Source organism: Idiomarina rhizosphaerae, assembly GCF_024159085.1.
Taxonomy (GTDB): Bacteria; Pseudomonadota; Gammaproteobacteria; order Enterobacterales; family Alteromonadaceae; genus Idiomarina; species Idiomarina rhizosphaerae.
This window is the reverse complement of the sequence record NZ_JAMZDE010000006.1, coordinates 166,739-190,029: the sequence shown is the minus strand read 5'-3', so window position 1 is coordinate 190,029 and position 23,291 is coordinate 166,739. Positions and strand designations below refer to the sequence as shown.

Annotated in this window: 28 protein-coding genes; 18 read left to right on the top strand and 10 right to left on the bottom strand. The window is 46.8% G+C overall.

The window, feature by feature from the left end; genetic code table 11:
• Positions 1-144 precede the first annotated feature (144 nt).
• Together NJR55_RS06615 and NJR55_RS06610 are read left to right on the top strand one after the other, a co-directional pair.
• Complete coding sequence (locus NJR55_RS06615; protein WP_253618924.1) at positions 145-465, top strand: helix-turn-helix domain-containing protein; 321 nt, start codon at positions 145-147, stop codon at positions 463-465.
• Positions 462-1,787, top strand: coding sequence for a type II toxin-antitoxin system HipA family toxin (locus NJR55_RS06610; RefSeq protein ID WP_253618921.1), 1,326 nt, complete (start codon positions 462-464; stop codon positions 1,785-1,787). Before NJR55_RS06615 ends, NJR55_RS06610 begins: the two co-directional genes overlap by 4 nt.
• Positions 1,788-1,794: 7 nt before the next feature.
• On the opposite strand, the gene NJR55_RS06605 is transcribed toward NJR55_RS06610, so the two are convergent.
• From NJR55_RS06605 to NJR55_RS06595, 3 genes are read right to left on the bottom strand one after another with little or no spacing between them, the layout of a single operon-like run.
• Complete coding sequence (locus NJR55_RS06605) at positions 1,795-2,190, bottom strand: TM2 domain-containing protein (protein WP_253618919.1); 396 nt, start codon at positions 2,188-2,190, stop codon at positions 1,795-1,797.
• Between the two features lie 14 nt (positions 2,191-2,204).
• On the bottom strand, positions 2,205-2,429 hold the full coding sequence (yidD, locus tag NJR55_RS06600) for a membrane protein insertion efficiency factor YidD (RefSeq protein ID WP_253618917.1): 225 nt from the start codon (positions 2,427-2,429) through the stop codon (positions 2,205-2,207).
• Between the two features lie 8 nt (positions 2,430-2,437).
• A complete protein-coding gene (locus tag NJR55_RS06595; protein WP_011235308.1) occupies positions 2,438-2,653 on the bottom strand; it encodes a DUF4177 domain-containing protein in 216 nt (71 codons plus the stop codon).
• Between the two features lie 206 nt (positions 2,654-2,859).
• Here NJR55_RS06595 and NJR55_RS06590 point away from each other — a divergent pair, with 206 nt between their 5' ends.
• The gene (locus NJR55_RS06590; RefSeq protein ID WP_253618915.1) at positions 2,860-3,144 is read left to right on the top strand and encodes a helix-turn-helix domain-containing protein; all 285 of its coding nucleotides are present in this window, start codon (positions 2,860-2,862) and stop codon (positions 3,142-3,144) included.
• Positions 3,145-3,241: 97 nt separating this feature from the next.
• Here the strand turns inward: NJR55_RS06590 and NJR55_RS06585 are convergent, their stop codons facing one another.
• Positions 3,242-3,589, bottom strand: a complete 348-nt coding sequence (locus NJR55_RS06585; protein WP_253618913.1) for a VOC family protein — start codon at positions 3,587-3,589, stop codon at positions 3,242-3,244.
• Between the two features lie 239 nt (positions 3,590-3,828).
• Between NJR55_RS06585 and NJR55_RS06580 the strand changes: the two genes are divergently transcribed.
• The 6 genes from NJR55_RS06580 (at position 3,829) to NJR55_RS06555 (ending at position 7,529) form a co-directional block, all read left to right on the top strand.
• On the top strand, positions 3,829-4,323 hold the full coding sequence (locus NJR55_RS06580; protein ID WP_253618911.1) for a GNAT family N-acetyltransferase: 495 nt from the start codon (positions 3,829-3,831) through the stop codon (positions 4,321-4,323).
• Between the two features lie 510 nt (positions 4,324-4,833).
• Positions 4,834-5,373 carry a ClbS/DfsB family four-helix bundle protein gene (locus NJR55_RS06575; protein WP_253618909.1) on the top strand — a complete coding sequence of 180 codons (540 nt, stop codon included), beginning with the start codon at positions 4,834-4,836 and terminating at the stop codon, positions 5,371-5,373.
• Positions 5,374-5,527: 154 nt separating this feature from the next.
• Positions 5,528-6,046: a DUF4269 domain-containing protein gene (locus NJR55_RS06570; protein WP_253618907.1), complete on the top strand. Its 519-nt coding sequence runs from the start codon at positions 5,528-5,530 to the stop codon at positions 6,044-6,046.
• 58 nt (positions 6,047-6,104) lie between these two features.
• Entirely contained in the window at positions 6,105-6,404 is a 300-nt protein-coding gene (locus NJR55_RS06565; protein ID WP_253618905.1) for a hypothetical protein, read from the top strand.
• 104 nt (positions 6,405-6,508) lie between these two features.
• Positions 6,509-6,847, top strand: a complete 339-nt coding sequence (locus tag NJR55_RS06560; protein WP_253618903.1) for a thioredoxin family protein — start codon at positions 6,509-6,511, stop codon at positions 6,845-6,847.
• A 31-nt stretch (positions 6,848-6,878) separates the two neighbouring features.
• Positions 6,879-7,529, top strand: a complete 651-nt coding sequence (locus NJR55_RS06555) for a DUF4272 domain-containing protein (RefSeq protein ID WP_253618901.1) — start codon at positions 6,879-6,881, stop codon at positions 7,527-7,529.
• A 360-nt stretch (positions 7,530-7,889) separates the two neighbouring features.
• On the opposite strand, the gene NJR55_RS06550 is transcribed toward NJR55_RS06555, so the two are convergent.
• A complete protein-coding gene (locus NJR55_RS06550; RefSeq protein ID WP_253618899.1) occupies positions 7,890-8,858 on the bottom strand; it encodes an alpha/beta hydrolase family protein in 969 nt (322 codons plus the stop codon).
• A gap of 17 nt (positions 8,859-8,875) precedes the next feature.
• Between NJR55_RS06550 and NJR55_RS06545 the strand changes: the two genes are divergently transcribed.
• From NJR55_RS06545 to map, 6 genes are all read left to right on the top strand, one after another.
• Positions 8,876-9,640, top strand: a complete 765-nt coding sequence (locus NJR55_RS06545; protein WP_253618897.1) for a TetR/AcrR family transcriptional regulator — start codon at positions 8,876-8,878, stop codon at positions 9,638-9,640.
• Entirely contained in the window at positions 9,637-9,996 is a 360-nt protein-coding gene (locus tag NJR55_RS06540; protein ID WP_338034530.1) for a GNAT family N-acetyltransferase, read from the top strand. Before NJR55_RS06545 ends, NJR55_RS06540 begins: the two co-directional genes overlap by 4 nt.
• An 81-nt stretch (positions 9,997-10,077) precedes the next feature.
• On the top strand, positions 10,078-10,389 hold the full coding sequence (locus tag NJR55_RS06535; protein WP_034822333.1) for a cupin domain-containing protein: 312 nt from the start codon (positions 10,078-10,080) through the stop codon (positions 10,387-10,389).
• A gap of 73 nt (positions 10,390-10,462) precedes the next feature.
• Entirely contained in the window at positions 10,463-10,804 is a 342-nt protein-coding gene (locus tag NJR55_RS06530) for a gamma-glutamylcyclotransferase family protein (protein ID WP_253618893.1), read from the top strand.
• 72 nt (positions 10,805-10,876) lie between these two features.
• A complete protein-coding gene (locus tag NJR55_RS06525) occupies positions 10,877-11,083 on the top strand; it encodes a ParD-like family protein (RefSeq protein WP_253618892.1) in 207 nt (68 codons plus the stop codon).
• Positions 11,076-11,849, top strand: coding sequence for a type I methionyl aminopeptidase (gene map / locus NJR55_RS06520; RefSeq protein ID WP_253618890.1), 774 nt, complete (start codon positions 11,076-11,078; stop codon positions 11,847-11,849). Before NJR55_RS06525 ends, map begins: the two co-directional genes overlap by 8 nt.
• Before the next feature lie 60 nt (positions 11,850-11,909).
• Here map and NJR55_RS06515 read toward each other — a convergent pair whose 3' ends face one another.
• Positions 11,910-13,826 carry a serine hydrolase domain-containing protein gene (locus NJR55_RS06515; RefSeq protein WP_253618888.1) on the bottom strand — a complete coding sequence of 639 codons (1,917 nt, stop codon included), beginning with the start codon at positions 13,824-13,826 and terminating at the stop codon, positions 11,910-11,912.
• Between the two features lie 64 nt (positions 13,827-13,890).
• The gene (locus tag NJR55_RS06510) at positions 13,891-15,462 is read right to left on the bottom strand and encodes an amidohydrolase family protein (RefSeq protein WP_253618886.1); all 1,572 of its coding nucleotides are present in this window, start codon (positions 15,460-15,462) and stop codon (positions 13,891-13,893) included.
• Positions 15,463-15,676: 214 nt separating this feature from the next.
• On the opposite strand from NJR55_RS06510, the gene NJR55_RS06505 reads away from it, so the two are divergent.
• On the top strand, positions 15,677-16,342 hold the full coding sequence (locus tag NJR55_RS06505; protein WP_253618884.1) for a GntR family transcriptional regulator: 666 nt from the start codon (positions 15,677-15,679) through the stop codon (positions 16,340-16,342).
• On the opposite strand, the gene NJR55_RS06500 is transcribed toward NJR55_RS06505, so the two are convergent.
• Genes NJR55_RS06500 through NJR55_RS06490 form a run of 3 tightly spaced genes read right to left on the bottom strand, consistent with a single transcriptional unit; the run spans position 16,331 to position 20,811 of the window.
• A complete protein-coding gene (locus tag NJR55_RS06500; protein WP_253618882.1) occupies positions 16,331-17,470 on the bottom strand; it encodes a hypothetical protein in 1,140 nt (379 codons plus the stop codon). The genes NJR55_RS06505 and NJR55_RS06500 overlap by 12 nt on opposite strands.
• Positions 17,457-18,509: an N-acetyltransferase DgcN family protein gene (locus tag NJR55_RS06495; protein WP_253618880.1), complete on the bottom strand. Its 1,053-nt coding sequence runs from the start codon at positions 18,507-18,509 to the stop codon at positions 17,457-17,459. Before NJR55_RS06495 ends, NJR55_RS06500 begins: the two co-directional genes overlap by 14 nt.
• Before the next feature lie 37 nt (positions 18,510-18,546).
• Positions 18,547-20,811, bottom strand: a complete 2,265-nt coding sequence (locus NJR55_RS06490) for a TonB-dependent receptor (protein WP_253618878.1) — start codon at positions 20,809-20,811, stop codon at positions 18,547-18,549.
• Positions 20,812-21,003: 192 nt separating this feature from the next.
• On the opposite strand from NJR55_RS06490, the gene NJR55_RS06485 reads away from it, so the two are divergent.
• Both NJR55_RS06485 and NJR55_RS06480 read left to right on the top strand, forming a co-directional pair.
• On the top strand, positions 21,004-22,110 hold the full coding sequence (locus NJR55_RS06485) for a mandelate racemase/muconate lactonizing enzyme family protein (RefSeq protein ID WP_253618875.1): 1,107 nt from the start codon (positions 21,004-21,006) through the stop codon (positions 22,108-22,110).
• 9 nt (positions 22,111-22,119) lie between these two features.
• Positions 22,120-23,262, top strand: coding sequence for a DUF819 family protein (locus NJR55_RS06480; RefSeq protein WP_253618873.1), 1,143 nt, complete (start codon positions 22,120-22,122; stop codon positions 23,260-23,262).
• Positions 23,263-23,291 lie beyond the last annotated feature (29 nt).

Sequence of the window (23,291 nt, the reverse complement as noted above, 5' to 3'; positions counted from 1 at the left end):
ATTTTTATAGCCCTTAAAAAGGCTTCCTACATGAATTAACCACTTTATAGTCCATATAAAGACTTTTATATAAATATAATTACATCCCTTAAATAGTCTGCTAAACTCTAATTATCAGTTTAAAACCTATTTAAGGTTCTTTATATGGATTTTGATCGTGTTCCTTCACTCATTGGTCAGCGGGTCCGGCAGTATCGGCTGAACCAGGATTTAACTCAGGAGGACTTAGCGACCTTAGCGAATGTCTCACTGAATGCCGTTAAATCTGCCGAGGGTGGTAAAAGCACCTTACCGACCTATGTCGCTATTCTTCAGGCTTTGGGTCATATCGACAATTTACTGGCTGCGTTCCCGGACGAGGGCGTTTCTCCTGTGCAACTACTCAAAAGTAGCACCAAACAGAAGAAGCGGGCGAGCGGTAAAACGCGTGTGAAACCTGCTGACAATGAGGAGCTGGACTGGTGATTAATACCATTGAAGTTCGCTACAAAGGTGAGCCTGTCGGTGCCTTAAGTTATAACAAAGGCGACACGGCTGCGCGGTTCGAGTATTTATCTGAATTTGTTGAAAAAAACATTCCGCTTGCGCCTTTAACTATGCCTGCCGAGAAGGGACGAATTTACTCCTTTCCGGGGTTAAATTGGGATACGTTCAGAGGACTGCCGGGTATGCTGGCAGACTCTTTGCCTGATGACTTTGGTAATGCGGTACTGAACCAATGGGTTGCGCAACAGCCCGATCGCACCGAGCCTCTGAGCCCGCTTGAGCGGCTTCAGTATACCGGCGAGCGGGGTATGGGCGCTCTTGAGTATCACCCCGCGCGTAAGAATCAAACCAACGCCAAGAACAAAGACATAGAGCTTGAGAGCTTAATGAGGTTAGCGCAGGAAGTGCTGGATGCACGAAAGGGCTTTCGTCAGCGCACGCACTTTGACGACGCGGCAGACAAAGAAATGATGCAGGCCTTATTAGCGGTTGGCACCAGCGCCGGTGGCGCAAGGCCAAAAGCGGTTCTGGCATTTAATAAGGACTTCAGGCAGGTTCGTTCAGGGCAGGGAGTTGTGCCCGAAGGGTTTGAGCATTATCTGCTGAAGTTTGACGGAGTAAAGGAGCGCGACCCTTCTCAGCAAACCTTTGGTGACCCGTTAGGTTACGGTGCCATGGAGTATGTGTATTACTTAATGGCCACAAAAGCCGGCATTCATATGATGCCATGTCATTTGCTGGATGAAGGCAACCGACGCCACTTTGTGACCAAGCGCTTTGACAGAATAGGCAATGAGAAAAAGCACATTCAAACGCTTACCGCTATTAAGCACGTGAACTATCACGATATTGGCGCGTTTTCTTATGAAGAGCTGTTTCAGGTTGCTCGCCAGCTAAGGTTGCCACGGGCGGACGCTATAGACTTGTTTCGCCGTATGGTGTTTAACCACGTAGCAACCAACCACGATGATCACTCCAAGAACTTTGGTTTTATGCTGGAGGACAAGCAATGGCGGTTGAGCCCGGCTTACGATGTTGCCTTTAGCTATAAGCCCGGAAACCCCTGGGTAGAGCAGCACTGGATGTCGTTAAATGGCAAGCGCAGCGGCCATACCCGCGCCGACTTTTACGCGCTGGCAGACGTTCAGTTACCAAAGGTAGAGCGCAAAGAAATTGATGCAATTATTGATGATGTGATTAACGCGGTGTCTCAGTGGCGGGGGTTAGCCACTGAACATGAGGTGCCCCAAGCACTTGCCGACTCAATAGAGGGGCATCTCAGGCTGAAAGACTTTGCCTGAACGGAGTTTAGGCGTTATTTGACTTCACTTTATGAATGAGCTCGCGCATAACGTTATTGTTGTAAGCATGAACAATTTGTTGTGACTTAAACAACTGCGGCAGCTCGACAATGACAATACCGACAAGAATGATAACCCCGACTATGGGTAAGAAAGGTAAGAAAACCAGGCCAACCAGCATGACACAAAGGTTGATAACACCACGCTGCGTGTTGCCTAAATAAAAATGATGCAGGCCCGCCATAATGAACCAGTTCAGTACCGCGTAGGTGTCAGGGTCTTTAATTTTCTGACCTTCAAGGCGGTAGTATTCTTTTCGCTGCTCAGGCGTTAGCTCGCGTATTTGGTTACGCAGGGCTTCTTCTTCATCTCGCAACTGCTCAGAAGACATTTCGTAAGACATAAGGGCTACCTTATTTAGGGAACTGGGTCATGTTTTTTATGCACGCAGTCAGGGTCGTTACAACGCTTCATGCGCGCGACACCAAGCTTTATACCGCGCCAGCTACCGTATTGGCTAATGGCCTGATAAGTATACTGCGAACAAGATGGCTCAAAATTGCACTCGGTATTAAAGAAGTGGCGCGAACCGCCACGACGCTGATACCAGCGAATTGAGGCTAAAATGAGCCGCTTTATCATGCTCGGTTTTATCGACCCAGAGTGACAATGGCCGCTTCACGTGTCCAGAACAGCCAAAAGCGTTTTTGCTCCAGTACCTGAAACACCATTTGCCAGCCGTCGGCAGCTTCCTGGTTCAAAGTGGATTCAATTTTCTTTAACGGCAGACCACTTGAGCCCAGAAGCAAAGTACCACAGCCACCTTCCGCAATATGAATGACTTTGTATTCCGTAAACTTAGACATGCTTTCTTCCTTGTTTTTGATTACTTCGGTTTAGTTGTAAGTAACTTACGTAAAAAGCTATGTAGCGTCAATTTCTATGAAATAGCCGATGCCAGCGTCGTCTGGCTTGTCGATCTTTTTAGAATAACAACTTAAAAGTAGTTTCTATTTTGATTTACAATTTAAATGTTGTATATTGAATTAAAGTACAATTTATAAGTTGTTTTATGAAAAAGATAGAAGACATTGCAGAACGATTGATTGCAGAGCGAAAAAAGCAGAACTTATCTCAAAAAGATATGCGGATGCTTATTGGTATGTCGCAGCAACAATATCAACGAGTTGAGTCTGGTCAGGATCTTAAAGTCTCGACTTTACTGCGTATCCTGGCTGGTTTAAGGCTTGAATTATCGATTACTGATCCGGATCAGGCAGAGAGCAGTCAAACCGTTGAACCTTCCCGCCCGGCTGATGATTTTTGGTCAAATAAGAATAAGCATTTAGAGGACTAAAAATTATGGCTGTATGGCTGAGGCCCATAAAAAGATAGTGTGAACTCATTGGCAGAATCTACAACCAGATTTCCGTATTCAATAAGTTCATCAACTGTTATTCCGACCATACTGCGTACTCATTCCCGCTAGGGCAGGTGAATTGAAAACGTCGACCACCGGGAAAATCAAATATAGGCTTGAGGATTTTACCGCCCGCGTCCTCGACACTTTTCAGGCTTTGCTCAAGGTCTTTGCTGTATAACACCACCAGCGCACTGCCGCTCGACGTTTGAGCAACTAAGTCGGATTGGTAAAAGCCGCCGTCAATTCCGGCGTTTTGAATAGCCGCGTATTCCGGACCATAGTCTACAAACTCCCAGCCAAAAGCCTGTTGGAAAAAGCGCTTGGTTGCTTCAAGGCTCCGCGCCGGAAGTTCAATGTAATTAATTTTAGTTGAGTTCATGGTGTGTCTCGCATAGGGCTTTTTGATAAACGATTTTACCTTTAGTTCTAGTTTAACCTAACGCTCATTTTTATCAGTATTATTGCTCATTTATTGTTGTATCGGCTAATTAACTCGTTTAATGTCAGATACATAAGAAAACCGTAAGTTGGATATTGAGCCTTCTCAAAACATAAAGCGTGCTGGCATCTAAGTTTTTTACTGGCCGCTGCGCGGAGCGGCTTAATGAAGGCGTTAGAATGAACATCGCACTGCGTAAATTAACGAAAACTGATTTAGCTGCATTTTCTATGCTGTGGCAATTCTATCAATACCATCAAAGTGCTTTTGATAAAGAAGATCTTGATAGTTCAGGTAGGTTTGATATTGATGAAGAATACCTTAGTGATATCGCTGCTGGTGAAGAAGATTGCGATGCTTACATGATTCTTGTTGATGATCATATAGCTGGCTTTGTAACTGTGGAGCCAACTGAGATATTAGATCGTGAAATGCCAGAGCTGTCAGATATTTTTATCCTACCCAAGTACCGTTCGCAAGGCATCGCTATGCACGTTGTTAGTGAGTTAATGTTAGATGATTCAATGCAATGGCATGTAGCCGTTTATGAAAAAGACCGCGAGGCATTAAAATTTTGGGATAGGTTTTTTGCGAGATTAATTAATGTGCATATCATGAAAGTTGATCCACCTGAAACGGAAGGTTTTCATGAATATGTGATTAAAAACATCTAAAAAAATAAGCTATGGAGGCGATGAGTATCACCTTATTGCGAAGGGTATACCTGCATAGCCATATATCAGAACGATAAACCTGTAGGTTTTTCATGTGGGTCTCTGAAACGTATGAGCTCTAACAAACGCCAATATGACGCGCCTGCGACGCTCGACTCGCAACAGGTTGCTCGCGTGTGTGGCGGCGTTATTTTTCAGGGAGAATTCTGTAGTTGGAAATAATCATATTCATAGGCTTTATAGTTTTACTGGCATGTCTTTCGGCTGGGCCATGTTTGCTGGTTTGGTCACTATCAGCTAAATGGCTTCCTGAGAAGTATTACTTTCCACCTATTAAAATGACTTTTTTATGCGTGGTTTTATCTGTGATCACAGCATACACCATTAATTTTGAGCTGGAGGGAGGTGGTATATCCATCCTCATGGCTATCTTGTTTCTATCAACTATTTGGGCAGCCATTTTGTTGCCACCACTTTTAGCGTTCAAATTTTTTGTGCAAGGTTCTGGTTATGAGAAAAACACATAACAAGCCGTTTTCATCTGTTCCACAATCAAAAGAAGAGTTGGAACTTGCTATCAACTCAATATTTGACAAGCTCATGGCAGACTATCTGACAATACCTGTCGAATTGACACGAGAGCGTAATGTTGAGGGGAACATAAAAGGCACGCAAGTAAGCGTCTGTGACACGGTTGCTTACCTTATTGGTTGGGGTAAGTTGGTATTGAAATGGCATAGGTTGAAGGCTCAAGGGCTGCCAGTTGAATTTCCAGAAGCCGGTTTTAAATGGAATCAGTTGGGTTTGCTTGCAGAGCATTTCCATGAACAATATGCTGATTGGAAATATGAAGCCCTGCTAAAGGAGCTTGAATCGACAGTTAATGAACTGCTTTCGCTGATTTCAAGCTTAAGTAACTATGCTCTCTACGAAACTACTTGGTACGATAAATGGACGTTGGGCCGCATGATTCAGTTCAATACATCATCACCAATGAAAAACATGCGTAGTAAGGTTAGGCGATTTAAGAAAAACAAAGGGCTACTGTGAAATATCACATAACCATGCTGTGGGCGTTTATTTCACCAGGAGTCAGCGTTAATGGGTAATTGGGATGTATCGTTTTTGGTGTGGCAGCTACGCTTCAGGCTCTAGTATTTAGGTTCTATGTGTTTAAATCAAAAAAAGATAATAATAGGTTGGAATGAATAGCAAAATGGCCGGTGCCAACAAAGCGATAGAAGAATCGGGAATTCTGATTAAGCTCAACGCATACTCGCCGGAAGTCGTTAGTACGATATTTGTTTCTCTGGATACGAAGGAAAGCGACATTGATATCGTTTGTACGTACCAGGAACAGGAAGCGTTTATCGAGGCATTTGAATCGGCTTATTCTGGCTATGAAGCTTACAGCATGCGCCCACGCAAAGATCACGCTTTAGGTCAGTTTCACTGTAACCAATTTTTAATTGAAGTCTATGCGTCGAAAACGCCAGTGGAGTTGCAGGCTGCATATCGCCACTATCAGGTAATGAAACGCCTTGTAAAAATCGGGGGCAATGAGTTCATCGACAGGATACGGCAGCTTAAAGAGAGCGGTCTCAAAACAGAACCTGCTATTTGTCAGGTTATGGGAATTTCTGGAGACCCCTACGCTGCAGTTCTTGAACTGGAGAACTGGTCTGAAAAGGAGCTCAAAGTGCATGTTGCAAATTGCATATAAAATTCGCAGGCAAACCAACGCCAAAATGCAGTGCGCTTGCTGCAGGGATTAAGTGAATATGAAAACTTCTGAACTCATAGAAAAAATAGAGAATTTTGAGCCAGTAGATGGTAATTGGCTGGCTTTTGAAGGCTTACTTGAGCGAGTTTTCGCGTCGGGTGAACCACAGAAATTCTACCCTGCCATATTCGCTGTATTTGAGCGTAATAAGGAAGATGATGGGGAGGGTGTTTTTTGGTCGGCGGTGCATGGCATGGAGGCGGTTGGGGGCTACGAGGAAATGCTGGTTTCCCGGCAGTCAAAGATCCCAACGCTCATGGGAAGTATTATGTTAAGACGCATCGAAAATGCTAAATAAAGACTAAGGTACCTGTTACTAGGCAGCTGTAATTACTTAACAAAGCCAAACACAGCGATAGCTTTATTGGGCATTCTTGTAAATTCTATTCAGGAGTAGGTGGAATGAAAACCGATGATATTGGCTCTAACTCCGATTACGCAGAAGAAGCGTTTACCTTTGAACAAACTGGCGAGTTATCCGGTGACGTTGTACTTGAGTTTGGCGCGCCCTGGTGTGGGCACTGTCAGGCGGCAAGTTCTGCGATAAAAGAAGCAGTAACTGAACATTCAGGGCTACGTCATATTAAAATATACGACGGCAAGGGCAAACCACTGGGGCGTGCGTTCAAGGTAAAGCTTTGGCCGACTCTGATACTCTTGCACAATGGCAATGAAGTGGCTCGTCTAGTGAGGCCATTAAGTTCTGACGAGGTTCGTGAATTCATTTCGAAGGTCGATTAGAATGGGCTGACTGATGCGTTGGAGAACTATAATGTCCAATTTGGAATTTAGCCTACACAAAATAAAGTCTGAGAATACTGCGGCTCTACGCAGGGCTGGTATTGAAGTCATCGACCACCTACCCGCTCTGGATGATTCTGAGAACAGAACTGAAGATGTTGTTGCCAAACGGTGGATTGCGATGGGCGCTTTACTTCAATTGCATTTCAAAGCACCTGAAACCTTCATCAAAGAATACTTGGATGAAAACGATTTATTAGAAGCTTTGTCGCCCAAAGAAAAAGAGATTCTTGACTCCGGGTATGAAAGCTTAAATGATCAGCAGAAGACTGATCTGTACTGGACTATAGAAGCCATTTGGGCTTTTGCCTGGGCTGGCCAGAAGCACGATTCATTTTCGTTGAGCACAGGTGTTGAAGATAGCCTGGCATCAATGCTTCCAAACTTTGCAGAAAAGGAAGCGGCTCACAGTTTTATTGCTTCATATCACCTGAGATCCAAAAAAGAGCTCTTTTCCAATCTGGATATGCTCTACCGTGCACACTGGTTTGCACGGCAACGAAATCTTGAGGGTGAGAAATCAGCGCTTGTTGACTTGGATATCGTTATGGAGCGGAGGAAGGCTCTTGAGTGGATCTGCGATGCAGAGAAAGAATGGGACAATATCTCATTGGACACATAGGGCTAGAGTTGCGGTTTAGCATAATTTTTATCGCCGGCGTTCGTGGCGTTACATGTATATAGGATAAAAAGTGGGCTGGATACATTTTCTTGAAGCATATTTCTCAGTCACCTATGTTGGGATGGCGGTGGGTGTATTGTATTCAATTTACACAGCCTATTTCAGCGCGAATTCTCGGACAGGAAGCCTTCTATTAAAAGCAAAGCCACCGCTGTCCGTAGTTTACGAATGCATTTTGAACGCTTTTCGATTCGGGTTCTACACCTTATTAGGGCTCGTGGCCCTTGGCTTTATTGCCAGCATAGTCTTATCCTTGTGGGCAATAGTAAAAGAGATAAGCATTTAGTTTAAAGCGATAGATTATTTAGAGTCTACCTGACCCCATTGATGAGCATGGGCTTTCAGGGCGTTACATGCTGCGGTCCACCGGGTGTCTCCTTCATAAAGGGCTGAATACAGATAGGCGGAGGTCATGCGTTGGGTGACCGCTAATCGATCCGGGTCTTCATCGTCCGTTTCTTTGGCATCATAACCAGCGATGCCGCCCAGCCCATGTTTGGCTCCGAAGAGCGTTAGCAAGTAGTCGCTGCCTGGACTGAAGTGGTAAGGGTCTGCGTGCCAGTCAGCACCCCGGGAGGTCAAATGGGGACTCACATCGGCGTCTCCAAAAACCACCAGCGTGGGGGTGGTCATGTAAGTAAAATCTGGGTTCAATTCTGAGAAATGCTCACGGGCATACTCACTCAAGTCGTCACCTCCATTTCCAGGAGCCGCGAGTAGAACCCCTGCTTTGATGCGTGGATCAAGTAAATCGACGTCTGTCGCGGACGTGTCTTTTGGGTCTGTGAGCCGGGCTCCCAGCAGCATACCGACAGTGTGAGCGCCTGCTGAGTGGCCGACTGCGGCGATTCTGTTGTGATCAAGACGGCCAGCAATGGCAGGTGCCTGGTCTTCGATGTCATTCATCCGATCCAGAATGAGCTGCATTTCCTCAACCCGTGTTCGCCAGAATAGCGGCGCGCCCGGTGCGTCTGAAGCAAAGCCTGCGACTTTGGAATTGGCATGGGTTGGTTGAATGACGACAAACCCTTGTTCCGCATAGAAGTTAGCCAGCGGACCGTAGCCATCTTTCGACGGAAGGTACAGTGAAGGGCCATGACCGTGGGACAATAAAATCACTGGCAGTTTGTTGCCGGTGACTGGTGCCGTAATACGTAATTCGAGCGGCTGCTTCCGTTGCGGTGTGGTCAGCGTGATTGGACTGACAGAGAGAATCGAGCGTGCAGTATCAATGGGGATATGACGGGAGGCATTAATAAGATTGTTCATGTCGAAACTCCAAAGTATTGGGTGAGGGGCAATATTCGCCTATAGTAGAAACGGAGCGTCCCACCGTTTATATATGGATCGGCGTTCCGCTTGATAATATTATTCGGATCAATGATCCGTTTGTCAAGTGGTTCAATGGTGTATTGTGGCTTTTGAAAGAGGAGAAGTACGTGTCTGGGGGGCCTAAACAAAAAAATGTAGGGGAACAGTCACCGAAACGATCATTGCGCGCGGATGCCGTGCGCAATGAGGATGCCGTACTTGAAGCGGCGAAAGAGGTGTTTACTACAGTGGGGGTGGATGCTCCTGTCAGGGATATCGCCGCTAAGGCGGGGGTTGGAGTTGGTACGCTGTATCGGCGCTTCCCTAAGCGTTCCGACCTGGTGGCTGGAGTGTTTCGCCGAGAGGTGGACGGCTGTGCCGCTCAGGCGGAAGTGCTGTCGACGCAACACCCGCCAGACGTTGCCCTTACGCTTTGGCTGAGGCATTACACCGACTTTCTTGCCACCAAGAAAGGGCTGGCTGCGGCGCTGCACTCCGGCGACCCTGCGTTTAATGAATTGCCCGAATACTTCCGCTCCCGGTTTGAGCCTGCTTTGGTTTCACTGCTTGAGGCGTCGGTGGCGGCAGGCGACATCCGCGGGGATGTCGAGGCCTACGATCTGCTGCGGGGTATTGGCAACCTTTCTGTGGCCAAAGGGGATGACGGCATTGCCCACACTCATCGCATGTTGGACCTGTTAGTTGACGGTTTGCGCTATGGCGCAGGCCGCAGCAGATAGAGCACCCTGGTCAGAGTAAATTTATAGGGTTTGTCGGGCTGCACACCCCCAAAGAAAATATGCCATTCTCACCATGTGTTGAAGTTGGCTGGCGCCTGGCGAAACCATATTGGGGCATGGGTTACGCAACCGAGGCTGCTAAAGCGTCACTGCGCTATGCTTTTACTCACTTGGGTTTAGAAGAGGTGGTCTCTTTTACAACAGCGCACAACATACGTTCTCAAGCCGTAATGAAAAAAATTGGAATGTCTTATGCCTGTAATTTTAAGCACCCAGACTTAGAACCTTCTCACCCGCTTTGCGATCATGTTTTGTATAAGATAAACAGAGGCCAGTGGGAGCGACATTCCTTATAATTTAGCCAGTTAAGGCGACGTTTATTTTCGTTTCCACTTCGCCGATGCGTTTTTAAAAGTAGTAGTAAGGAGGATAATAAATTGGAAGTCATTAGAAGTAAGCAATTCACAGCAGATAAGGCATGGGGTGCAAAGGATATTGCCAACATGAACGGCGTTACCACTCGGTTGCACTGGACAGATCAACCTTATAAGTGGCACGTAAATGACGGCGAAGAGGTTTTTGCTGTAATGGATGGCACTGTAGAAATGTTGTACAAAGAAAACAACGAAGTGAAATCGGCAACACTAAACGCCGGAGACATTTTCTTTGCTTCAATTGGTACCGAGCATGTTGCTCACCCCAAAGGCCAGGCTCGAATTCTGGTGGTAGAACGTGAAGGCAGCGTATAACCAAGGCGTTTAACTCAGTTCCGCTTATGCCGGGGCGTTATACCTTTAATGCAACCCAAATATTGGAGTAACGATGCCACTATTGTTTTCGTATGGGACACTTCAGCAAAAAGAAGTACAGATTGCTAATTTTGGTCGAGAATTGGCAGGCAGCAAAGATGTTCTGCAGTGCTACGTTGTCGGCGAAATTACAATTACTGATGAGCGCGTGCTTCGTGAAAGCGGTAAATCAATTCATCCGATTTTACGTTTTACTGGTTCCCGGCAAGACGAAATTGAGGGTACAGTATTTGAGGTTACGGATGCAGAGTTAGCGCAAGCGGATGACTACGAAGTGGTTGATTACGTTCGCATAGCTGCGAAGTTAAAGTCGGGCAAGGAAACGTGGATCTATGCAGCCGCTGAGAAGGCATAATAAGCGCTAATATTGTAAGACTCCCATTTTGAATATATGATTCATATACACTCTATATATTCAGAGGCTGCTATGGGAATTGTCAAAATTGATGACGAACTGCATGGGGAAATTCGCAAGGCGAGTTCAGTTATGGTTCGCTCTATTAATGCTCAGGCCGAGTACTGGATAAAAGTAGGTATGCTAGCCGAAGCGAACCCCAGCATGTCTTTTTCGGATATCTTGCGTGACCAGATGAAGTTGGCCGACGTGGACATAAGGAAGGCTGTCGGTGGCTAGTGTAAAGCTGAAAAGTACTGACGAATTAAATGTTATGCGGGAGTCAGGCCGTCTTCTTGCAATGGTTTTTGACTACCTGGATGACTTCATTGAAATCGGTATCTCAACCATGGACATCAACGATCTGGCGGAGAGGTACATCATAGATCAGTTGAACGCTCGTCCAGCGAGTAAAGGTCAGTATGGGTACCAGTATGTTCTTAATAGCTCGGTCAACCAGGTTGTGTGCCACGGTGTGCCTTCGACCACGCAAAAGCTAAAATCCGGAGACATCATCAACGTTGATATTACCCTGGAAAAGGATGGATTCATTGCCGACTCCAGCAAAATGTATATGGTTGGCAATGTCAGTCCACTGGCCAAACGCTTAGTTGATAAAACCTATGAGGCAATGTGGCAGGGAATACGGAAGGTAAAGCCTGGCGCGACACTGGGCGATGTTGGTCATGCTATTCAGAGCTATGCCCAGAAGAATGGCTATTCTGTTGTGCGCGAGTATTGCGGTCACGGTATAGGCCGGGAAATGCATGAAGAACCGCAAGTTTTGCACTACGGCCAGCCGGGGAAGGGTTTGGTTCTGAAAGAAGGAATGGTGTTTACAATAGAGCCCATGATTAACCAGGGTAAAGCCAAGATTAAAGTTAAGAAAGATGGATGGACGGTTGTTACCAGCGACAAGAAATTATCTGCTCAGTGGGAACATACAGTGGCCGTTACTTCAGATGGTTACGAGGTACTGACGCTCAGAACTGAAGAGAGTGTTTGATAAAGAGTTAACACAAAAAAGCCCTCCGGTGGAGGGCTGTGTAAGTCACACTAAGAGCTTTTAGTAGTAGTTCCAGCCCAGGATGTTCCAGTAATAGTAGTACACCGCCATATAAACTCCGGCTAATATGACGACGCTGTAGTAAATGTGGCTTAGCGTAGAGGCTTCACCTGTTTTAATGCGCTTAACGTAGGTGTAAATGCTAAACAGCGTCAGCAGCACGGCGATAATAGGCAGTACTAGGGCCGCTTTTAGTATGAACGGAATACCGCTATACAGAGCATCCTGATAGCCCAGCACAATGCCAACCAACAAGATAACAGCGACTAAATGAGACAGACTCATCCATAGTGCGCTATACACCAGCGAACGGTTTGCCGAAGGCAGGGTTTTGTAGTGTTTGCGCTTGTAGAACCAGCTAATCACAACCTGTAAGAACAGCAGTAAAATGAAGGTTGGTAATAGCAGCTTGAATAACCCGGTTTCAAAGGTTGGGGTACGCTCCATGCCCATAAACGGGAAGCTTTCGAAATACAGTGTATCAATGCCATCGCCGCTGCGGGACACAAAGGTTATCTGCTCGTCACCGTCAACCTGACGGAATAAGTTATCGTCCACTTCAACAAACTGGCGCGGATGATAAAGACCCGTGACCATCAGGGTATTATCTTCGGTTGGAACAACATCAATAGTGCCACCCATAATGCCTAAGGCCTTTTCAATGGAGCTAATATTACGGCGCCAGAAGGTATAAGAGCCAGCATACTTGTCAGCACGCTCGGCGAAGTCGCTCGGAGGTTTTAGCTGCTTAAGTGGTTGCGGGAAGTAATGATCATAAATTTGTTTTACAAAATTATTGCGTGCGGCATTACTCACAGTCGACATATAAGAGACGAAGATACCGAGATTCTGGTCTTTATCTATGGCTAAGTCGGTGTGGAATTGCATGGTATCGCCACCGTGGCCAATAACGCGATGACCGTTATAGTCGCTGACGTAAAAGCCGTGTGCCATGCCGCCCGAGAAGCGTTCATCCGCGGTAAATAAGAGCGAATGCATTTGCTCTGCGGTTTCTTTCTGGAGGATCCGGTTGCCGTTGAACTCACCATTGTTCAGATGGGCGATCATGAATTTGGCCATAGCATCGGCACTTGCGGAAGCCCCGCCGGCTGGCCCAAAGGCGTTGATCATTTCAAATGGTTGCTCCGCAAACTTACCCATCTCACGGGTGTAGCCTTTGACCATATGCTCGTTCATGCTGTCGGACAGAGGCTCATTGAAGCTCGCGTATTTCATATTCAGTGGTGCAAAAATATTTTCTTCAACGTACTGATTAAATTGTGTGCCGGATACGTTCTGTACTATCAGACCAGCCAGCGCGGTCGCGTAGTTGGAATAAGATGATACTTCACCCGGTGGGTTGACGCGGGTTGGGATGTACATTTTCATTGCGTCGGCTAATTCAGGACCTTTGTCCGGGAAATAGTGAATTAAATAGCCTAAACCACCATCTTCGAAACCAGCGGTGTGCGATAGAATATGGCGCAGGGTAATAGGTTGCTCGTAGGTAGCCGGAATTTCGAAATCCAGATACTGGTTAACGTCGGCATCCAGATCAAGCTGACCTTTTTCATGCAACTGCATGACGGCGGTCCAGGTAAATAGCTTAGAGGTAGAGCCAATGCGAAAGAGAGAGGTCTCTGCACTCACCGGTTCCTGCTCTTCAATATCCGCCAAGCCGTAGCCTTTGGAGAATAAAAGCTCGCCGTCTTTCACCACGGATACGGTGACAGCCGGGATGTCCTCCAGAATCATTTGGGCTTCAATTGTACCGTCTATATATGTATCGATGTTCTCTAGCTGCTCTTGTGCGCTTGCCTGAGCACTTGTCAGAATACTGAATAACAAGGTAATCAGTAACAAGCTGCACAGTGCAAAAAACTGCGCACCGCTGCTTATTTTTTGATGAACCTGCATAACTTTCTCCTTGGTTGTTCTGTCTTTATTATTTTAATTTTTTATTATTTTTGGGTGTTACTTATCAGTTATTACGTATTGCTTTGCCTGGTAAAACGTCGGTGTTTAACACACCGTCGTGAATAAGAAATTGGCCGTTTACCAACAGGTACTTCATGCCACGAGACAATTGAGCTGGATTGGCGTAAGTGGCGGCATCCGCCAGTTCTGTGAGTGAAAACACCGCTAAATCGGCATCACTGCCGACTTGGATTCGGCCCTTATGCTTCATGGAGGGCACGTAGTCTTCCAGTAGCTGCGCCGGTAGAAGACTGACTTTTGCGATAGCATCGCTTAGTGGTAGCTGTTCTCGCTGCACGGCGTATTGGCTAATGAAGCGCGTAAATGTGCCGGCACTGCGAGGGTGTGACCAGGCCGAATTTGGCAGTGGCCAAGTGAGTTCATCAACCGGCTCGCCATCATTCAGCCAGTCACCGCCATCAGAGGCGATGACACCGTCTGGCATGAGCAGCGCATGATCGATAAAAGCCCGCTCAGCAAGGTTTTCGGTTTCAAGAAAGTGAATAATAATATCGGTGCCTGGTGCTTCTTCCTGTAACTGAGCAAACTCAACTTCGGAAAGGCGCTTGCCGTCAACGGCAAAATTCTCTGCGCTGATATTGCCAATACGTTCACGCCAACCTTTTCCACGGAACATTTCCGCACCAATGGAGGTGGCACCAGCACCGTAAGGGTAGGCTTCAGTGGAAAGTTTTACCCCAGCTTCCTGTGCCGTGCTGATCATGTCTGCTATGAGTTTAATATCTTTCAGGCTAATAGAGTTTAAATGGACAATGTGTGCGTGGACACCTGTACTGGCGGCTACGCTAATAATTTCCTGAATGGCTTCAAATGAACTCTGCGGCTCGGCCATTGATAAGTAACGTGCATGGGTAAACGTTGGAGCTCCGCGCTCTGCGGCAAGCTTGCTCACGTGGTAGTATTCTTTTTGTCCAGAGCCCGGCGCATAGCCAGTCAGAAATCCCACACCCAGGCCTCCGGCGTCTAAACCTTCGCTCACATGGCGTTCAATTTCACTGAGCTGCTCACGGGTGGCAATTGAATTTTGCCAACCCTTACGGTTCATCATTTCTGAAAACCAGCTGGCCTCACTAGAGGGTTCAACATTCAGTAGGGTAGCAATGCGGGCGCTGAGCCAGTTGACCGAAGCGCCATAGTTAATGGGGCGGCCCTCTTGCGCGCGTATTTCGTAGAATTCGTCCACAGGAAAAGTGCCTGATTCCAGCTCAAGTGCGGTAGTGACACCATCAAAGGCCTGTACCCGACCGGATAGAATGGTTTGTCCGTGGGCATGCATATCAATAAAGCCGGGGCTTATCACTAACCCCTTGGCATCTACCTTCTGTTCGCCAGTAATAGAGTCGTCCGTAACTATGGCAATTTTGCTGTCGTTAATGCCTATGTTGCGAATATCGTCCAATCCAGTTTCGGGATCAATGACGCGACCACCGAGTAACACGATATCGTATTCTTCAGCTGAAGTGGTTTGAGCGAAAGCTCTCGGAATTCCGAAGCTCAAACTTAAACTTATAATAAACAGTACGTTCAACAAGGAGCGTTTATTGTATTGCCACATTTGCGTGCTTCCTTTATTGCTCTTGTCGATTAATTAACCACATTCATTTCTTTTTGTACAGCTTTATATTTAATTATGGCTGATTTATTAGTTGTTCTATTCCGTCAAAATTAAATACTTGCCGTACAGGATTAAATTTAATGACATGCTGTTATACTAGCGGGTAAGTTTTTAATAATAAGCTATCTGGTTTTAGCAGAGAGAAGAGGCCATCATGAAACAAGAAGCTGCGGATCCGTATGGCATGATTATGGATGCCATCGTTACTCAGGCATTGCCACCCAGCCAAAAAGTGTCAGAAAATATTCTGAGTGAGACTTTTGGTATTAGTCGCGCAATGGCGAGAAATATGATGGAACGTCTGGCAGCGCAACATTTTTTGGTCACGCTATCTCCTCGGATCACTCAGGTAGCACCGCTGACATTGCTCGAAATAAGGCAAAACTTTATGCTGCGACGCATGCTGTTGCCGGAGATCATTGCTGGCGCGTCTAAAGTTGATTTCGATAAAATAACGGCGTTGAATAAAAAAATATCCAGTCTGCTTCCTTTCAAAGATGACGAGACGGCGCTTGAGCTACTGAAAGTAAATAAAGAGCTTAACCTCACGCTATGTGAGCCTATTGGCTATCCATTAATGATTGACTGGGTGCGTCAATTAGAAGATACCGCTATGCGTATTTATTGGCTCTACATAAAAACTAAGGAAGCATTTCCTTATTCGAGTGATCAGCAAAGCACCATTATTGACGTGATGCGCACCGATGATCGCAAACGCATTCACGCCTGTATTAACGACATGATAGTGCAAACTGAAGAACGGGTGCTGGACGCTGTGTTCCAGAACAAGCAGTTTTACACTCAGGATCTAATTGTTTAGAGAGTTGGTTGCCAGTTGCTCTTGCCTGCGCCGGTGCAGGAGTATTCTGGCCAGGCCAACGGTTAGCAAGGGTAGAATGACTACCGCAATGTAGGCGTAAGAGAGTAGACCATAGCCGCTGGCAATTAGGCTGATAATGCCTATTTTGTTAGCTAAAAACGTAGCAATAAATAAAAAGCTGAGCGCTATAGCTGCCCGTAACCACTGTGGAAAGGCTTTGCGGTTCGTTTGAAAGGTTCCGGCAACGCGTTCGTTAATAGCGTGAATGACACCGGTACCCGTTTCAATAAAAGTGCCAAATAACATCACCTGAAACAGCACTAACAGCCAAACGAGATTAAGTGCAGATAACACCTGAGTGACAGGGACGGGCGCAGTCAATACGCCCGGATAGTTCGCCAACAAGGTTAAAAACACAAAAATTCCTGGCACTATGGCGACTACACCAGCCAATAAACCGGCACCGACCGCGTGTTGAGTTTTAACAAAGCGCGGTACAATAAATAGCACGGCAGCGAGAGCATTCAGGTTATAGGCTGCGTAACGTACACCATCGACAGCCCAGGCTCCCGTTATTGTTGCTGCATTAAAATGGCCAATAATTTCGTCATTAAAATTGGTGAACGTACTGGCGAATAGCGCTATGTAAGTCAAAAATAATAGCGCCGACCAGCCGACAAAAACACGTTCTATAAGCTTGCTACCGAAAAAGGTGAGTATGCCGACAAACAGCATTAGTGTGAGTACGCCAATTACCGCAGGAACGTCCAGTAGCTGGCTGATAATTTCGCCGGCGGCTGAGCCGAGTACGGCAAGTACCAATAAGGCTATTAATAAGTAAATAACTTCAAATAACCACCAAAAGCGACCGAGCAGAGCTTGAAAGAAGCTTTTGTAGTTGTAGCTTTTGGTAATGCGGGCAAACTCGAAGGCGACGGCTAAAACAGCGCCCCACACCAGACAGGATATGAGCATACCAAAGAAGCCGCCGAGCACGCCGTGAACTAAGAAAAATTCAGTTATTTCGCGTCCTGTGCCATAACCGCCACCAACAATAACCGACTGGAATACCAGGCCTGGTACCAGGTAAATACTAAACCCACGAATCCAACGATTATAATTCGGCATGTGCCAGCCTGGTTTGCTGCGGATAAAATTGCATCATCAGCTCTTTAATCAGAGTGTCGCACCCGGTGATTAACGGGTCAACACAGGGTAAACCTAATTCTTGTTCGAGTGCCTGCAAGTATTCCTCTCGCTTGTCCTGGTTCAGCGACGAGGTATTAACGCTGATACCAATACAACGGACGGTGGGGTTAACAATTCGGGCGCATTGCAAATGCAGATCGATACAGGCTTGCAGAGTCGGTAATTGATAGTCAGGGCAGGTACTAATAGTTTCGCGGGCGACATCGTGACAAACAATAATGGCATCAGGCTGTGAGCCATGCAGTAAACCGAGGCTGACCGCTGAAAATGACGGGTTAAAGAGCGACCCCTGACCTTCAATAATATCCCAATGGTCGGCATTATTATCTGGCGAGATGAGCTCTGCTGCACCGCTGACAAAGTCGCTGACTACGCTATCCACCGGCAGACCTTCGCCTGCTATCATAATACCGGTCTGGCCGGTGGCTCTAAACGTGGCGTCTATTCCCGCCGTGTTCAGGCCTAAACTGAGTTCCAGGGCGGTATATTTTTTGCCAACTGCACAATCGGTTCCAACCGTCAGCAGCCGCATTCCCCGGCGCTTCTTGCCTGTTGCGATAGGAAATTCTCCGGTGACCTGACGTATATTAATAATTTGCCCACTACTTTTTTGTTGAGCCTCTGCCAATTCGGGAATATTACTCAGGTTTGTATGTAGTCCATTGATAATATCCAAGCCTGCCTCCAATGCCTGCACGAAGGTAGGCAACCAGCTTGGTTTGACGCTACCGCCTACCGTTGCAACACCAATAACCAAGCTCTTTGCACCTTTAGCAATAGCCTCGGTGAGCGTTAATTCTGTAAGGCCAAGATCGACCGCACAAGAGGCTAGTCTAAGTTGTCCCAAAACGTCATCGCCGCACCACTTAGCAAGACCCGCTCCTGTCTTTACCAGCGTTTTATCCTCTACGTCGCCCAGGAAAATGACATAGGGCAACTTAATCTTCATAGTACTCATACGCTACCTGCCTTACTTCTTGAAATTTAACGATGGATTAAAATGAATACGAGACCGATACACCGATGGTACGGGGTTCCAGGGGAATACCCGTGATATCCACGACATCGCTGCCCGGTACGGCATTAGCGTTAAAGAAGGTGTAGGCCTTTTTATCCAGCAGGTTGTTCACGTACAACGTGAATAGCCAGTTATTCTTTTCAACGCCGGTGGTCAGGTTGATTGTGGTGAAGTCATCACTGGGTAAATTAACCGAGGGGTTTTCCGGGTCACCATTAACAAAGGCTGAGTTCATGCTGTCTTTATAGTTTGCGCTAGCGCTAATCCAGCCATTCATGTTGTAAGGCAGTTGGTAGTCGTAAAAAACGCTGGAGTTAAAGGTCCATTTTGGTGTGTTTGGCACCGTGGCACCTTTTAAGCCAAACAGTTCGGGTTCATCTTCATTCAATGTGCTTTCATTGTAAGCAGCCGCTGCTTTGAAGGCTAAGTTCGGCGTAATTTGGTAATCGAAACTGCCTTCCCAACCCTGCACCGTAATGCCGTTACGGGCGTTGCCGTCGGTACCAATACCAAAAAAGGTGACGATGGTCTGGAAGTTTTTCCAGTCAATGTAATAAAGTGCTGATTCATAGTTAAACTTGTCGTCGGCTAACGAACCTTTCACACCAACTTCATAGCTCCATAAATCATCCTGTTCGACAACTGGTTGTGAGAGTATTTCACCGGTAAAAGGGTTTCTCACACTTAAGTTCGACGAAGCTGGCCGGTAGCCGCTTGCGATGCGGGTATAAAACGAGGTGTCATTAGTTGGTCTGTATCGCGCTGTTAACAGGTAAGTTTCAACTGTTTCTTTGGCTGTTTCCAGTTCTTCAACAACGCTGCCGCCACCAAGTAGCGGACCTTCCTGAACAAAAATAAGTGACTGCTCAGTTTTTGATACTCGCAAGCCTGCGGTAACATCAAAATTATCGGTTAGGTAATAGGTATAGTTACCAAAAGCTGCGAGTTCGTTGTAGTCACTTGGGAACTCGGCGTTGAGTGCCAGAATATCTTGTGGCATGCCGGTTAAGCGTTGTGAGTTTTGGGTCGATTCATCTGAATAAAACAGTCCGACCAACCATTCATAATTTCCTTCAGTGGTCGATGTTAGTCGAAGTTCATGCACCGACTTGTCGGATCCCACATCGCGTGAGAGGGGAGCTGATTCGACACTACCAGCAGGTAGTCCCTCTAACTGTTCGATAATAGGTCCGTAAAGTGATACGACATCCTCCGCTGCAGCACCTTCATACTCCGCTTTACTGCTGGTGAAATCCAGCACTGCTCCTTCCATCTCGTAACTGGCGCTGACTGAGTATAAGGTTTGGGTCAGCTCATCGGAGCCATAGGCCGCGTCAGACAAAAATTCACCATAGGCTTCGTCTTTGTCGATAGAAGCAATGCGCACCGCGGAGCTTAAGTTAAAGGATGACTCCTGTTTCATTGCTTTCAGGCGAATATCAAACTTATCGGTTGGGGTGTAATAAAGATCGGCGGAATAGCCGTGGTTTTCGGAGTCGTTGGCATTTTCACGAATCAGTGAACCCGTTGCTGGACTCACCTGATCAACGTAGCCGCCGTTATCCTGAGAAAAGCCTGCTAAGGTAAGACCCAGCTTGCCTTCAATTAGCGGAAAGCTATAAAAACCGCGATACAGCTGGTTTAAATCGCCCCCTTTGGTTTGAGAGTAATCGACGGTGAACTTACCGCGTGAGTCGTACACTTCAGGTTTGTTAGTAATATAACGCACCGCTCCGGCAATGGCGGTTGCACCAAATAGTGTACCTTGCGGGCCCTTAACGAGTTCAACCCGGGCCACGTCTCCCAGTAAGCCGTCAAAGAATAAGCGACCGCCAGCGGCAAAGCCGGTGCTACTGGTCAGTGGTACGTCATCTAAGTATATGGCCGTTACCGGCGAGTCATTTTGTTGGCTTACACCGCGGGCACTAATAGAGCCGCGTCCTGCCTGACCCGTTGCACTACTGAAACTGAATCCCGGCGCTTCTTCAACCACATCGGATATGGAGGTTAAACCACGTTGAATAAAGGAGTCTGGGTCGACGGCATAAACTGCTGCGGGGGTATCTTGAATGGTCTGGACACGTCGGGAGGAGGTGACTTCAATGATTTCTAAACTGTCTTCCTCAACCGATTGTTTGTCATTTTCTTCTGCTTGCTGAGCCAAAGCGCTGACTGAAACGACCGACATACCATAAATTAAAATTCGAATACTACGGGTTAAGTAATTGATTTTGTTGTTCATAGGATACCTACTTTCACCTGTTGTTTATTATATTCTGGTTACTTTTTGGTGATTTTTTCGTTAATTATTCGTGATCATTACTGCCTTAGTGGTTAAACAATAATCAACAAAAAACATCTTGTACAGCTTTATTTTTAAATTTAACAGCCTTATAGTTCATCAAGAATGTTTTGATTCACTAAAGGAAAAACTATGAAGATCAGCGCGATTAAGCTGGCACTATTGAATGTCGAGATGCATCACGCGATTAAAACACCCATAGGTGTGATTGCTGCAGCCCGCAATGTGGTGGTGAAAATTGAAACCGATAGCGGCCTGTATGGCTGGGGTGAAACCAGTCCAATGTCAGCGATAACCAGTGACACACAGGAGAGTAGTTATGCGCTGGGGCAAGATCTGGCACGCCTGTTGGTGGGTAAAGACGCGTTAGCCATGGAAGATAATTTAGCGGTGTTAAGGCGCTACAGTGGCCGGGCGACCAGTATGATCTGCGCGTTTGATATGGCGATGTACGACTTAGCAGCCAAACAAGCAGGCATGCCGCTTTATCAATTTTTAGGTGGGCAAAGGCGGCCGCTGGAAACCGACCATACCATCGGCCATCAGGATTCGGTGCAAGAAACCGTAGCCATGGCAAAGCGCCTGGTAGCCGAAGGGTTCTCGACGATAAAACTGAAAACCGGCCGAGCTGATTTGATTGATGTGGAGCATGTTGCTGCGGTGCGTGAGGCAGTTGGTGAGACTATTAAGCTGCGTATTGACTGTAATCAGGGCTGGGATTACCCCATGACAATGGCAAACCTGCATTACTTAGAGAAGCTGGACATAGAGTACCTTGAACAGCCATTGCCTGCGTGGGACGTGGACGGCTTCGCGCAGTTGCGTGCGAATACAAGAATGCCCATTTGCGCTGATGAAAGCGTATTTAACCATATTGATGCGTTGCGTTTGATTAAAGCCGACGCGGTGGACTTTCTGAATATTAAGCTGGTGAAATCTGGAGGAATTAATACCGCACTGAAAATTAACAGTATTGCCGAAGCGTCTGGTGTGCGCTGTATGATTGGGTGTTTTGGTGAGAGCCGCTTAGGGCTTTCGGCAGCTGCTCATGTGGCCTGCGCCCGGCCAAATATTCAGTTTATAGATTTGGATTCTGCGCTGCACTATTGTGCGGATCCGGTTAAAGGCGGACTTGAATATGTTGCGAACGAGGGCGGTAAAATCGTATTACCTGACGGAGTAGGTCATGGTGCTGAGTTTATCGAATCGGAACTCGACCGCGCAATAACGATAAACTAGGGGCAGCACATGATTGATCCAGAAAACACCATGGCGCTATTGGCTTGCTTGCTATTGCTTGTTTTTATTGGCTACCAGAGCGAGAAAACCAAGCTGGGCAGCACACTCTCGGCACCCTTAATCATACTGCTGCTGAGTTTTGTGGTGGGAAATTTAGGTATTCTGCCTAATCAGGCACCGTTATACAGCACTATTCAAGCGGTTTTGGTGCCATTAGCTATTCCCATGCTGTTATTTAGCGCCGATCTGCGCCTGGCATTTCGCGAAAGCCGTTTTATGCTTATTGCCTTTTTGTTAGCTGTCGCATTTACTCTAATTGGTGCGGTGGTGGGTGCTTTTGCGATTGATATGGGAGCGGCAGAAAGCCAGTTGGTAGGAGTATTCTCCGCCAGCTATATTGGTGGCAGCGCTAACTTTGTGGCAACTGCGGCGGCGGTGAACTTTGCGGATTCATCGCTTTATACTGCAGCACTCACTGCTGATGCGTTGGGGGCTATGGTCTTTCTTACCTTATTGATGGCATTACCGGCGATAAATTTTGTCGCTGCTCGCTTTAAAAGTAGGGAGCGTGTCCGAACCGTTGACTTAAGTAAAGCCGGTGAGCAGGGAGATAATGGTATTCAGCCAGAAAAGATTTCAGAAGTCGGGGTCATTTTTTCCTTACTACTGAGCGCGGTCATTTGCACCATAGGTTTGTTTGTCGCTTCGCTACTCCCATTTTCAGGTATGTTCATTATTGCGATAACGCTGTTGTCACTGATAGTTGCTAACTTCATGCCCGCTATAGTCACCAGGAAAATTCAGTTTGATTACCATTTAGGAACCATTTTTATGTACGTGTTTTTCGCTACCATTGGGTTTGGCGCCGACTTAGGCGCAATGGTAGACGTAGCGCTGCCCATGGTGGCTTTCCTGGTTATTCTCGTTATGGTGCATATTATTTTGCTGGTTTGGCTTGGTGCCCGGTTCAGGTTCAGCCTGGCGGAAATGATGATAGCCTCAAGTGCTTGCATCCTCGGCCCGGCCGCCGCTGCGGCACTGGCTGCCAGTAAAGGTTGGCGTCACCTTGTCACCCCCGGTATGCTGGTCGGTGTGTTGGGTTATGCCATAGCCACTTTCATTGGTATAACGATTACTGCGGTACTGTCTTGAGTAAACAGGAGTAGCTTAGGGAGCAATCG

What these genes read in the sequence shown, in the direction of transcription:
- NJR55_RS06615 (WP_253618924.1), top strand. Translation starts at nt 145, where the DNA reads ATGGATTTTGATCGTGTTCCTTCACTCATTGGTCAGCGGGTCCGGCAG.
- NJR55_RS06605 (WP_253618919.1), bottom strand. Translation starts at nt 2,190, where the DNA reads ATGTCTTACGAAATGTCTTCTGAGCAGTTGCGAGATGAAGAAGAAGCC.
- yidD (WP_253618917.1), bottom strand. Translation starts at nt 2,429, where the DNA reads ATGATAAAGCGGCTCATTTTAGCCTCAATTCGCTGGTATCAGCGTCGT.
- NJR55_RS06595 (WP_011235308.1), bottom strand. Translation starts at nt 2,653, where the DNA reads ATGTCTAAGTTTACGGAATACAAAGTCATTCATATTGCGGAAGGTGGC.
- NJR55_RS06590 (WP_253618915.1), top strand. Translation starts at nt 2,860, where the DNA reads ATGAAAAAGATAGAAGACATTGCAGAACGATTGATTGCAGAGCGAAAA.
- NJR55_RS06585 (WP_253618913.1), bottom strand. Translation starts at nt 3,589, where the DNA reads ATGAACTCAACTAAAATTAATTACATTGAACTTCCGGCGCGGAGCCTT.
- NJR55_RS06580 (WP_253618911.1), top strand. Translation starts at nt 3,829, where the DNA reads ATGAACATCGCACTGCGTAAATTAACGAAAACTGATTTAGCTGCATTT.
- NJR55_RS06575 (WP_253618909.1), top strand. Translation starts at nt 4,834, where the DNA reads ATGAGAAAAACACATAACAAGCCGTTTTCATCTGTTCCACAATCAAAA.
- NJR55_RS06570 (WP_253618907.1), top strand. Translation starts at nt 5,528, where the DNA reads ATGAATAGCAAAATGGCCGGTGCCAACAAAGCGATAGAAGAATCGGGA.
- NJR55_RS06565 (WP_253618905.1), top strand. Translation starts at nt 6,105, where the DNA reads ATGAAAACTTCTGAACTCATAGAAAAAATAGAGAATTTTGAGCCAGTA.
- NJR55_RS06560 (WP_253618903.1), top strand. Translation starts at nt 6,509, where the DNA reads ATGAAAACCGATGATATTGGCTCTAACTCCGATTACGCAGAAGAAGCG.
- NJR55_RS06555 (WP_253618901.1), top strand. Translation starts at nt 6,879, where the DNA reads ATGTCCAATTTGGAATTTAGCCTACACAAAATAAAGTCTGAGAATACT.
- NJR55_RS06550 (WP_253618899.1), bottom strand. Translation starts at nt 8,858, where the DNA reads ATGAACAATCTTATTAATGCCTCCCGTCATATCCCCATTGATACTGCA.
- NJR55_RS06530 (WP_253618893.1), top strand. Translation starts at nt 10,463, where the DNA reads ATGCCACTATTGTTTTCGTATGGGACACTTCAGCAAAAAGAAGTACAG.
- NJR55_RS06525 (WP_253618892.1), top strand. Translation starts at nt 10,877, where the DNA reads ATGGGAATTGTCAAAATTGATGACGAACTGCATGGGGAAATTCGCAAG.
- NJR55_RS06515 (WP_253618888.1), bottom strand. Translation starts at nt 13,826, where the DNA reads ATGCAGGTTCATCAAAAAATAAGCAGCGGTGCGCAGTTTTTTGCACTG.
- NJR55_RS06510 (WP_253618886.1), bottom strand. Translation starts at nt 15,462, where the DNA reads ATGTGGCAATACAATAAACGCTCCTTGTTGAACGTACTGTTTATTATA.
- NJR55_RS06505 (WP_253618884.1), top strand. Translation starts at nt 15,677, where the DNA reads ATGAAACAAGAAGCTGCGGATCCGTATGGCATGATTATGGATGCCATC.
- NJR55_RS06500 (WP_253618882.1), bottom strand. Translation starts at nt 17,470, where the DNA reads ATGCCGAATTATAATCGTTGGATTCGTGGGTTTAGTATTTACCTGGTA.
- NJR55_RS06495 (WP_253618880.1), bottom strand. Translation starts at nt 18,509, where the DNA reads ATGAGTACTATGAAGATTAAGTTGCCCTATGTCATTTTCCTGGGCGAC.
- NJR55_RS06490 (WP_253618878.1), bottom strand. Translation starts at nt 20,811, where the DNA reads ATGAACAACAAAATCAATTACTTAACCCGTAGTATTCGAATTTTAATT.
- NJR55_RS06485 (WP_253618875.1), top strand. Translation starts at nt 21,004, where the DNA reads ATGAAGATCAGCGCGATTAAGCTGGCACTATTGAATGTCGAGATGCAT.
- NJR55_RS06480 (WP_253618873.1), top strand. Translation starts at nt 22,120, where the DNA reads ATGATTGATCCAGAAAACACCATGGCGCTATTGGCTTGCTTGCTATTG.